This is a genomic window from Rhizobium ruizarguesonis, assembly GCF_017357285.1.
GTDB classification, from domain to species: domain Bacteria; phylum Pseudomonadota; class Alphaproteobacteria; order Rhizobiales; family Rhizobiaceae; genus Rhizobium; species Rhizobium ruizarguesonis.
In genome coordinates this window covers 1,107,626-1,118,795 of the sequence record NZ_CP071678.1, presented here as the reverse complement: position 1 = coordinate 1,118,795, position 11,170 = coordinate 1,107,626, and the positions used below count along the sequence as shown (strand labels likewise).

At 62.3% G+C, this 11,170-nt stretch carries 10 protein-coding genes; 1 reads left to right on the top strand and 9 read right to left on the bottom strand.

All coding sequences use genetic code 11. The features are described 5' to 3' along the window. The first annotated feature begins 40 nt into the window (after positions 1–40). Positions 41–529 carry a 2-thiouracil desulfurase family protein gene (locus tag J3P73_RS05405; protein WP_130654748.1) on the top strand — a complete coding sequence of 163 codons (489 nt, stop codon included), beginning with the start codon at positions 41–43 and terminating at the stop codon, positions 527–529. Between the two features lie 135 nt (positions 530–664). Here the strand turns inward: J3P73_RS05405 and J3P73_RS05400 are convergent, their stop codons facing one another. The 9 genes from J3P73_RS05400 to J3P73_RS05360 all read right to left on the bottom strand — a co-directional run bounded on the left by J3P73_RS05400 (position 665) and on the right by J3P73_RS05360 (position 11,145). Continuing rightward, complete coding sequence (locus J3P73_RS05400; protein WP_018070100.1) at positions 665–2,488, bottom strand: methyl-accepting chemotaxis protein; 1,824 nt, start codon at positions 2,486–2,488, stop codon at positions 665–667. Between the two features lie 437 nt (positions 2,489–2,925). Further along, positions 2,926–3,387, bottom strand: a complete 462-nt coding sequence (locus J3P73_RS05395) for a plant virulence effector HPE1-like domain-containing protein (protein ID WP_075224746.1) — start codon at positions 3,385–3,387, stop codon at positions 2,926–2,928. Between the two features lie 99 nt (positions 3,388–3,486). After that, positions 3,487–4,764, bottom strand: coding sequence for a phosphoribosylamine--glycine ligase (purD, locus tag J3P73_RS05390; RefSeq protein WP_130716884.1), 1,278 nt, complete (start codon positions 4,762–4,764; stop codon positions 3,487–3,489). Positions 4,765–4,828: 64 nt separating this feature from the next. Beyond that, entirely contained in the window at positions 4,829–6,763 is a 1,935-nt protein-coding gene (locus J3P73_RS05385) for a DUF2207 domain-containing protein (protein ID WP_207579785.1), read from the bottom strand. Positions 6,764–6,799: 36 nt separating this feature from the next. Beyond that, positions 6,800–8,062 carry a 3-phosphoshikimate 1-carboxyvinyltransferase gene (locus J3P73_RS05380; protein WP_024321289.1) on the bottom strand — a complete coding sequence of 421 codons (1,263 nt, stop codon included), beginning with the start codon at positions 8,060–8,062 and terminating at the stop codon, positions 6,800–6,802. Positions 8,063–8,153: 91 nt separating this feature from the next. Further along, positions 8,154–8,705 (bottom strand): LemA family protein, encoded by a 552-nt coding sequence (locus tag J3P73_RS05375; RefSeq protein WP_024321290.1) that lies wholly within the window; start codon positions 8,703–8,705, stop codon positions 8,154–8,156. Between the two features lie 139 nt (positions 8,706–8,844). Next, a complete protein-coding gene (locus tag J3P73_RS05370) occupies positions 8,845–9,801 on the bottom strand; it encodes a glycine--tRNA ligase subunit alpha (protein WP_011650682.1) in 957 nt (318 codons plus the stop codon). Between the two features lie 273 nt (positions 9,802–10,074). Continuing rightward, positions 10,075–10,266: a membrane protein gene (locus tag J3P73_RS05365; RefSeq protein ID WP_003556931.1), complete on the bottom strand. Its 192-nt coding sequence runs from the start codon at positions 10,264–10,266 to the stop codon at positions 10,075–10,077. Between the two features lie 18 nt (positions 10,267–10,284). Beyond that, complete coding sequence (locus J3P73_RS05360; protein WP_130654742.1) at positions 10,285–11,145, bottom strand: S49 family peptidase; 861 nt, start codon at positions 11,143–11,145, stop codon at positions 10,285–10,287. Positions 11,146–11,170 lie beyond the last annotated feature (25 nt).

Here is an 11,170-nt window from a genome sequence, read left to right as displayed (position 1 = left end):
AGTCTGGCATTGCCGCGGCTCCGGCTGTATTCAAGCAGACATGCAGAGCAAGATTCTCGTCAGCGCCTGTCTCATGGGGCACGCCGTCCGCTATGACGGGCGGGCGAAGCCGTTGCTTCATCCGGTAATCGAGACATGGCGGGCCGAGGGCCGGTTGGTGACGATCTGTCCGGAGATGTCGGCGGGCATGACGGTGCCGCGGCCGCCGGCGGAGATTGCTGAGGCGGCAAGCGGCGAGGATGTGCTGGCCGGCAAGGCGCGGGTTGTCGAGCTGACGGGCGCCGACGTAACGGAAGAGTTCCTGCTGGCGGCGGAAAATGCCGTGGCGCTCGCAAGGCAGGCCGGCTGCCACTATGCGCTGCTCATCGACGGCAGCCCCTCCTGCGGATCCGGCTTCATCTATGACGGCACGTTTTCCGGCCGCAAGCGGGCCGGCGCCGGCGTGACGGCGGCAGCGCTGAAAGCTGATGGCGTCGAGGTGTTTTCCGATCGCGAGATCGAACAGCTGATCGAGCGTATCGGGCAATGAGCCTCAAAAGGCACGGCCGCCGGAGAACCGACGGCCGCTAAAAATTTGGTGATAAAAACGCTTTTGTCCCCGCGCCGTTTTTGTTTTTACGCAATTCCTGACGGAAAACCGCTACACACTTTTCCTGGAATTGCGCTAGGCGGCGCGGCGACCCTGATGCATGGCCGGGGCAGCGCTTTCGCCACTGACACGGAAGCCGCGGATGAGATCGATCAGCTCGTCGGTATCGCTGGCGAGCGTCTCGGCCGATGCCGTGGTCTCCTCGGCCATGGCGGCATTCTGCTGAGTGGCGGCATCGAGCTGGTTCATCGACGAGGAGATCGAGCGCAGCGTCGTATCCTGTTCGGAGGCGCTATGGGCGATCTTGGCGACGATCTCGTTGGCGGCCTTGATCTGGTCGGAGATGCGCTTCAGCGCCTCGCCTGCCTCGCCGACCAGGCGGACGCCATGGTCGACCTGGCTGGAGGAGCGGGCGATCTGATCCTTGATCTCCTTGGCGGCCGCGGCGGAACGCTGGGCGAGTTCGCGCACTTCCTGGGCGACGACCGCAAAACCCTTGCCGGATTCACCGGCACGCGCTGCCTCGACGCCGGCATTCAGCGCCAGCAGATTGGTCTGGAAGGCGATCTCGTCGATGACGCCGATGATCTTGGTGATCTCCGAGGACGACTTCTCGATGCCGCTCATCGCCTCGATCGCCTGGGTGACGATCGCATCGCTGTGGGTGGCTTCGGTGCTGACCGAATGGACGCGCTTGCTGGCTTCGTGCGCGCCATCGGCCGTCTGGCGGACGGCGACGGTGAGCTCATCGAGAGCGGCCGAGGTTTCCTCCAGGCTGGCGGCCTGGCGCTCGGTGCGCTGCGACAGCTCGTTGGAGGCGCGGCGGATCTCTTCCTTGCTGGTGCCGATGTCGGTGCCCTTGGCGCTGACCTTGGCCATGGCGGCTTCGAGATGCGACAGCGCATCGTTGAAGTTATCGCGCAGGGCGGCGTATTTCTGGCCGAGATCGGCGCAGCGGACGGTGAGATCGCCGCGGGCAATCATCGCCAGCGCCTGGCCGATCGTCGTCACCACGCGTGCCTGCAGCGTTGCTTCATCCTGCTGCTGACGCAGATTGTTCTCGCGCTCGCTTTCCAGCGCCAGCTGCTGAGCCGCCTCGCGATCCGACATCGCATGGCGTTCCCTGATCTTTTCCTGCAGCGACTGCGTCGCCTTCGCCATCATCCCAACTTCATTGTTCATCCCGGTATGCGGGATGGCGATGGAGACATCCTCTTCGGCGACCGACTGCAGGGCGGCATGGACGTTGTTGAGAGGTCCCGATATGCCGCGGATGACGAAATATGCCGCTGTCATGGCAAGGAAGAACAGAACGATGCTGCCGGAGAGCGCGGTCAGGATCGTTCTGTTTATCTGAGCATCGAGATCGTCCATGTAGACGCCGGTGACGACGACGACCTTCCAGGGATCGAAGGCCTGTGCATAGGCCGTCTTGCGAAAATCGCCAGCGGGCTGGCCCGGTTTGGCTGTGGAATAATATTCGACGAGACCGCCGCCCTGCTGCCCGAGCTTGACCAGCTCTTCGCGATAGAGCTTGCCTTTGCTGTCCGGCTGGCCCTTGTTGACCTGACCGACTTTCGCGGCATCATAATGGAACATCATCTGGATGTCGTAGCTATAGCCGAAGAAATAGCCATCGGGGTCGTATTTCATCGCATTGACCGTGGCGTAGGCCTGCTTCTGGGCGTCTTCCAGCGTCATTTCGCCGGCAGTCACCTTGGCCTGGTAGATTTTGAGAACAGAGACTGCAGACTGCACCTCCGCCCGCAGCATGTCATAGCGCTCCTTGTAGATCGCATCCACCGAGGAGCGGATCTGCAGGGAGGTGGCAATCGCAAAGGCGATCATCAGGCCGACGACAAGCAATATGAGCTGCTTCGATATCTTCAAATTTTTCATGACGCCTCGCAACGGGAATGGATAGCTGCATTCCGGCGCGGTTTTCTACCGCCTGTGCGAGCGCGCCGAAAAAGAGGACGCGTCTACCGCTGCTAAAATAAACATGCTGCGACCGGGTAAAGTGACAATTGATGCTCACCCTATAAGAAAGCTTTAATTTTATTGTTCGCGATGTGAACTTCCCTGAAAATCAGGGGGTAGAGTTAGGCACACCGACGGATTTTCATCCGCGGGCCTAATATCATTTCTTTTTCGAATTCTCAGCTTGCCCGGTGCATCAAAAACATGAATGCACCCCCGCTGCTCATCGAGGGTGCATTCGGCCCACCAGTGGTGGCCCCCCAAACGATCGAAATCTTGATCAGGCGGGGGCAGGGAATTTGTTGTTTACGCAATTCCAGGCGGAAAGCCGCTACGCGCTTTCCTGGAAGTTGCTCCTAGAAACGCAGCTTGAATTCGGAAGCGTTAAGCGCTGCCGGTTGTTCCGCCATACCTGCCACAACGGGCTTGGCGTCGCCGCCAATGACGGCCGCGGTGGTTGCATTCATGTCGATGCCGTCTACCGGCGCCGCCGCCGGCGCGGCCGCAATCATGGATTCAGGCGTCGCCTTGCTGACGAAAACGACGGGCGAGCCGCCCATCCAGCCTTCGGTGCGATAGATCTTCTTTTCACCGCCGACATCGCGGATTTCACTCGCCTGGAGGACGCCGGGCTTCAGCTCCGGCACCGTATAGTCCTTCTTGGTCAGCTCGGCCTGGAGCGGCGGGCAATGGGCGCAGGTTTCGGTAATGATGCTGCCATCATCGCGCGGCGCAGTCTTGCCGACCACCTCTATCGAGGACGCCATCGCAGAACCTGCCATCAGCAGGATTGCCGCACCGAGGAAAATCTGACGCATCAACGCTACTCCGTCTCATCTTGGGAGCAAATTAGCGCAGCTTTGTTTCCATCCCGTCAGGGGAAAGGGTAAAAATTTCAAGAACGGGCCGGTTTATACTCATTCCGAGCCGGTTTCGCGCTCGATCGCCCGCCAGCCGATGTCACGCCGGCAGAAGCCGTTTTCCCATCTCACCCTGTCGAGCAGCGCGTAGGCGCGGTCCTTGGCCTCGGCGACCGTGCCGCCCGACGCGGTAACATTCAGCACGCGGCCGCCGGTCGCAACCAGTGCACCGTCTTTCAGACCCGTGCCGGCATGAAACACCTTCTCGCCCTCGCCTGCATCAGGCAGGGAGAGGATCGGCGTATTCTTCTCGTAGGCGCCGGGATAGCCCTTCGAAGCCATGACCACCGTCAGCGCCGGATCGTCGTTCCATTCGGCGTTGACCTGATCGAGCGTGCCATTGGCGGTGGCAAGCAGCAGCGGCAGGAGATCGCTCTTCAACCGCATCATCATCACCTGGCATTCGGGATCGCCGAAGCGGACATTGTATTCGATCAGCTCCGGCCCCTTCTGGGTGATCATCAGCCCGGCGAAAAAGACGCCGGAGAAAGGATGACCGCTCTCGGCCATGCCGCGCATCGTCGGTTCGATGATCTCTTTCATCGTGCGCTCGACCATCTCGGCGGTCATGACAGGAGCCGGCGAATAGGCGCCCATGCCGCCGGTATTGACGCCGGTATCGCCCTCGCCCACCCGCTTGTGATCCTGGGCGGTTGCGAGCGGCAGCGCATGTTTGCCATCGCAAAGGCAGAAGAAGCTCGCCTCCTCGCCATCGAGATAGGCCTCGACGACGACTTCGGCGCCGGCAGCGCCAAAGGCGCCCTCGAAGCAGTCGTCGACGGCGGCCAAAGCTTCGTCGAGCGTCATCGCAACCGTCACGCCCTTGCCGGCGGCAAGGCCGTCGGCCTTGACGACGATCGGCACACCCTCGGCGCGGATATAGGCTTTCGCCTTCGGTCCATTGTTGAAGCGCTGGTAGGCGCCTGTCGGAATGTCGTAGCGGGCGCAGATATCCTTGGTGAAGCCTTTGGAACCCTCGAGCTGGGCTGCGGCAGCGGAGGGACCGAAAACCGCCAGGCCATCGGCGCGCAGCCGGTCGGCGAGACCGGCAACCAGCGGCGCCTCCGGTCCGACGACGACGAAATCGATCGCCTTGTCCTTGCAGAAGGCCGCGACTGCTTGGTGATCCTCGATGTCAACGGGCACCAGCATGGCGTGTTCGGCAATGCCGGGATTGCCGGGTGCGGCGTAGAATTCCGTCATCAACGGCGATTGCGCCAGCTTCCAGGCGAGCGCATGCTCGCGTCCGCCCGATCCGATCAACAGAACCTTCATGCGCCACCCTTTCCTGTTTCGTCTGGCGGTTAAGGGCGAAGGACCGAAAGGTCAAGCGGGAAAGCTACCAACCCCCGCCTCCGCCGCCTCCGCCGCCCCCGCCGGACGAGCCGCCGCCGGAAAAACCGGAGGAAGAACTCGATGGCGGCGGCGAGGGAATCGTCGAAGCAATGGTCGAGGCCATGGAAGAGGAAAAGCCGCCGATACGATCGGAGAAGCTGCCACTGTTGAAATTGCCGGCATACCAGGCAGGCGCATAGGCAGCGGCCGCACCGGCGGCAGCTGCCGCAAGCCAGGTTTCGAAAGTGCGCGACCAGGGCTTTTCGACGCCGAGCGCCACCGCATAGGGCAGCAGCGTCTCGAAATGCTGCGGCGACATTTTCGGGGCGCCGGCCGTGTTCATCCGGTCCTTCTCGGCAAGCGTCAGATACTGGCGCAGGCCGTCTATGCCATCCATCATCTTGGCGCCGAGCGGGGTCGGCGCGCCCATGATGAAGAAATAGAGGATGTTCAAAAGCACGATGCCGCCGACGGCAAAGAGCATCGGCGTTTCATGCAGCTCCATCAGCGACGAGGTGAGCGCCATCACCAAGATCGCCAGGATGCTGATGCCGACGAAGGCGCCGATCGCGGCGGAGATGATGGCGATGATCTTGCCGAACAGCGACTTGCCGCGATGCAGCGATCTGACGAGGCCGGCGACGAACACCGCGACGAAGACCGAGATGGCGATTGGAATCAGCATGAGCGCGATCGTGTCGGGCTCCAGCGAACCGAAGACGAACAGTATCACCAGGGCGGCGGCGCTGAGCACGACGCCGCCTGCGGTATAACCGAGGTTGGAATTGTAATATTTGCCGCGGTGTTCCTTCTCGATCGCCGAGCGGAAGGCCTGGCCGACGGACTTCACCCGCTCGCCATTGGCCTTGTCGATCGTCAGCGTCGAGCCGGCGCCGCCGGCAACCTTCAGCAGTTCGATCTCGCCGGCCTGGAATTTCTCCTTGCCGAGCGGCTTGCCGGTGCCTTGGATGACGATCGAATTCTCCAGATCTTCGAGCTTTACGTAACCGCGGACGGCAAGATTGAGCGCGGTGGCGGAAAGCGCCGTCCAGCCCTCGCCAGAGAAACCCTTGTTGTCGATGTAGTTGACCAGCGCCGGCGAGATACCATCAGGGGCGTCCCAGCGCGGCACGACGACGCCGCGGGCAGGATCGCGGCCGACCTTCAGCCAGGAGCGCGTGTAATAGGCGAAAACGAGGATCAGGCCGCCGAAGCCGATGAAATAATTGCGGTTGTCCTTCAACCACCAGGTGCTTTCCATATCCGCGCTCGGCGGATCGATCGAACCCTTCGGCATGCGGATCGCGAAGGTTAGGCCTTCGTGGGCATCGAGCGGCGCGGTGGTGGAAAAGACCAGGCCAGCGCCGGTTTCGCTGACGCGGGCATTCTTTTCCGTCGCGCCTTGGGGGCCGGTGAAGAAGGTCGTCTCCGCCGCGCCGACGTCAGGCGGCAGCTTCACCGTCGCGGTTGCCAAGCGGATCGGGAAGATCCAGCCATTGCCGGTGACGTTCCAATAGAGTTCGTCATGATCGTCGAAATAGCGGATCTGGCGGTTGGTCCTGTAGGTGAAGACATATCGATGACGGCCCGGCGTCACCGTCACATCGGCAGAACCGGCATAGATGCGGATGCCGCCCGATATCGATTCGGTGTGCCAGGCCTCGTTATCGCCATCGCGCTGGACCGACACCACATCGAAATCGACGCTGCGGCGGCGGCCCGCGGCATCGGTGAAATGGAGCGGGAAGTCACGGAAGATGCCGTGGTTGATCTGGTTGTTCTCTGCATTAACAGTGATCGTTTCCGTCACCGTCATTGCACCGCTTTTTTCGAGCGTGATGTCGGAGGCGAAACTGTCGATCACCTCGGCGGCAAAGGCCGCTGGGGCGGCGAGTGTCAACAGCAGTGCAAAGCAAAATCCGAAAAACCGACGCCCCATCCCTGTCTCCCCGCCGGCAGCCTCGGCTGCGTTTCGTCAATCGTTGTCCTGATAGGTCACACCGAGTGCCGCCAGCGTCCGCCAATAGGCGGGGAAGGTCTTGCCGACGCAATCGGGATCGAGAATGGTGATGCCGTCGATCTTCAGCCCGGCGAGCGCGAAACTCATGGCAATGCGATGATCGGCGAAGCTGTCGATCTCCGCCGGCAGACGCTTGCCCGCAAGTGCGGGATCGGATTGCACGATCAGATCATCGCCTTCTTCGCGGGCAAGGCCTGAAACAACGCGGTTGAGGCCGGTCGAGAGCGCCCGGATGCGGTCGCATTCCTTGACGCGCAGATTGGCGATGCCGACGAAACGAACCGGCGTCTCATTGAAGGCGGCAAGCACGGCAAGGGTTGGAACGGCATCCTGCATCTGCGAGCCATCGATCTCTGCCGGCAGATGCGGAAAACGGGCGATCATGTCGTAGGCGCGCGCATCCGGCTGCGAGAAGGCGTCGGAGGGAACACCGAGATCGATCGCGCCGCCGGTCAGCACTTCGGCGGCCCAGAGATAGGTCGCAGCCGAGGCATCCGGTTCGACGATGAAATCGGCGGCGCGGTAGCCGGTCGGCTCGACGCGCCAGGTGACGGGGCTGGTCTTCTCGACCTTGGCGCCGAAAGCCTTCATCGCCGCCGTGGTCAGATCGATATAGCCGAGCGCACCGATATCCTCGCCGACGAGTTCGATGTCGACCGGCCGGTCGCCGCCGGTCGCCATCATCAGCAGCGCCGAAACATACTGGCTGGACAGGCCGCCATCGATGCGGATGCGGTCGGCCTGGAAGCGGCCGGTTCCCTTGACGGTGACCGGCGGGCAACCGGTCTCTGCGGTCACGTCGATGCCGAGCGTGCGCATCGCCTCGACCAGCGGACCGATCGGGCGCTTGCTCATATGTTCGTCGCCATCGACGATCACGGTGCCGTCGACCAGAGCCGCAGCGGCCGTCAGGAAACGTGTCGCCGTGCCGGCATTGCCGAGGAAGAGCGGCGCCTTGGGCGGCAGAAGCCTACCGCTGCCGGTGACGACGAAGGTGGTATCGTCAGGCTCGTCGATCGCGACACCCATGGCGCGTAGCGCATCGGCCATATAGCGCGTATCGTCGCTCTTCAGCGCCCCGGTCAGCCGGCTCGTGCCCTTCGCAAGGCCGGCGAGCAGCAGGGCGCGATTGGTGATCGACTTGGAGCCCGGCGGCATGGCGCGGCCCGAAAGCGGTTTTCCCGGCGGGATGATCGTGAGTTTGGCTGTGCGTGTCATGCTGTTCTTCCGTCCATAAGGCGACCCTAAAGCGCGTCGCGATCTGCCCTTGCTCTTAATCGCTTTCTGGCAAAGGCAAAATGCCGGATCGTCAGAATTTCACGGTGGGGACGGCGCGGTCGGCCTCGTTGGTGATCTCGAAATATTCCCGCTTGGCAAAACCGAACTGGCCGGCAACGAGATTGGACGGGAAGCTTTCGACCTTGACGTTGAGGTCGCGGGCAGCGCCGTTGTAATAACGCCGCGACATTTGCAGCTCGCCTTCCATGGTTTCCAGCGAAGCCTGCAGCTCGGCAAAATTCTGGTTGGCCTTGAGATCGGGATAGGCCTCGGCGAGCGCGATGACCCGGCCGAGCGCCTGGCCGAGCAGACCTTCCGCCTGCGCCCTGCCCGCAACATCGCCTGATGGAACGGCCTGCGCCTTGTTGCGGAGCTCAACCACCTCTTCGAGCGTGGTCTTTTCATGGGCGGCATAACCCTTGACCGTCTCGATCAGGTTCGGGATCAGGTCGGCACGGCGCTTGAGCTGGACGTCGATGCCCGACCAGGCCTCTTCCGCCATCTGCCGCGCGCGAACCAGGCCGTTGTAGACGAAGATGAGATAGAGCGCGACCAGAACGATGACGCCAAGCGCAATAAACATCGCGAATCCCCCGCAGCGAAGTAATGACGGGGCGGAGACTACGCGGGTTTGCCGGCCGCCGTCAAACGCCGATATCCGCGAGGATTCGGGGTGCCCGACCAGCCGTTTATATCGAAGATACGGCTGGCGGACTTTTGTGTTACGCCGCCTCTTTGGAGAGGTTGACGCCGCCGGCGTCCGTCAGCAGGAAGGCTTCGCCGCAGGCTTTGGCAAGGGTGCGCACGCGCAGGATATAGCTCTGGCGCTCGGTGACCGAGATGACGCCGCGGGCATCGAGCAGGTTGAAGACGTGGCTTGCCTTGATGCACTGGTCATAGGCCGGGAAGACGCATTTGTGCAGGCGCTGGTTGGCGTTGTCGCCGGGGGCACCGGCATCGAGCAGCGCCCGGCATTCCTTCTCGGCATCGACGAAGTGGCGATGCAGCATCTCTGTATTGGCGAATTCGAAATTATGGCGCGAATATTCCTGCTCGGCCTGCAGGAAGACGTCGCCATAGCTGATCTTCTCGTCGCCGTCGCGGCCATTGAAGTTCAAGTCATAGACATTGTCGACGCCCTGGACATACATGGCGAGGCGTTCGAGACCATAGGTCAGTTCGCCGGCGACCGGTGAGCATTCGATACCGCAGACCTGCTGGAAATAGGTGAACTGCGAGACTTCCATGCCGTCGCACCAGCATTCCCAGCCGAGGCCCCAGGCGCCGAGCGTCGGGCTTTCCCAGTCGTCCTCGACGAAACGGATGTCATGCAGCAGCGGATCGAGACCGATCGCCGCCAACGAACCGAGATAAAGCTCCTGCAGGTTTGGCGGGTTCGGCTTCAGGATGACCTGGTACTGGTAATAATGCTGCAGTCGGTTCGGGTTCTCGCCGTAGCGACCGTCGGAGGGGCGGCGGGATGGCTGGACGTAAGCTGCCTTCCAGGGCTTGGGGCCGAGGGCGCGCAGCGTGGTGGCCGGATGGAAGGTACCGGCGCCGACTTCCATGTCGTAGGGCTGCAGCACCGCGCAACCCTTGTCCGCCCAGTAATTATGCAGGGTCAGGATCAGCGCCTGGAAGGAGCGCTTCGGGTTCATATGGTCTGGGATAGCTGACATCGAACGGCACCGATTGCGTGGGATTTATCGGCGCGACAGGTGCCATGGAGGGCGGCGGGGGTCAAGACTTTTGCGGCGGCGGAGAGATCTAAAACCCCTCCCCAACCCCTCCCCACAAGGGGGAGGGACTAACCCGGAGTACCCGCCTCGCTCCTCCCTAAACGTCGAAGATCTGGAAAGCGGGTGCGGCAAATTAAGCCCCTCCCCCTTGTGGGGAGGGGTTGGGGAGGGGTCTAGGATGCCGGATGGGCGGCAGATGAGTGGCGACGCCTCTTATTCGCCCTCGCGCTTCAGCCGGTATTCTCCGGTCGCCGGGTCCTTGACCAGCGTGCCGATCGCGCCGGTCTGGCGCTCCTTTTCAGCACGGCGCGACTTTTCGGCGAGCTTGCGGGCGTCAGAGACGAAGCGGCGGTAAAGCCACCAGGCTGAGAAGACCAGGATCAGAATGGTAATTAACTGCGGCATGCCCCTCTCTTGCTCCCTTCAAAGCCCGAAACGGCTCCACAATGCTCTCTCTTCCGCTGCTTCGACAAGCCCTGTTGCGAGACCGGATGCAGCGCCCTCGAGCGAGACCGGCGACACGCCTGGAATCCGGCGACCGAACAGGCCGCGACCGGCGGTAACGAGCTCCAGCTTGGTCTTCTGGCCGTAGCGCCTCTTCAACTCCTGGCGCATGTCGCCGAGGCCATCGATGAGGCCGAGCTCCAGGCCGCGCGTGCCGCTCCAGAACAGGCCGGAAAAGACCGTCGCATCGTCCCTCAGCTTACCGGCGCGACGCTCGCGCACCATGGAGATGAAGACCTGATGGATTTCGAGCTGCAGGCTCTTCAGGTACTCGATATCCTTTTCCTTTTCCGGCTGGAAAGGATCGAGGATCACCTTGTTTTCGCCGGCGGTATAGACGCGGCGTTCGACGCCGATCTTCTTCAGTAATTCGGGAAAGCCGAAACCGCCGGAGACGACGCCGATCGAGCCGACGATGGAGGTGGCGTCGGCAATGATCTCGTCGCCGGCAAGCGCGATCATGTAGCCGCCGGAGGCGGCGACGTCCTCGACGAAGACCAGAACCTTCTTCTGCTTCTCGCGGGCGAGCTCGCGAATGCGGGTGAAGATCAGGCGCGACTGGACGGGCGAGCCGCCCGGCGAATTGATGGAGATGGCGACTGCCGGCGCGTCCTTCATGGCGAAGGCCTTTTCCAGAACCGGAGAGACATTGGCCAGATTGAGGGTCGGCCGGAACTGGCCGCCGCCGCTGATGATCGCCCCCTGCAGCCGGACGACCGGGATGGTGATGCCGTCCTTGCGGAACCGTCTCGGCATCAGTTTTCTCAAGAATCCGGCCATTTTCCATCCTTCGCTTCGGGTCGCA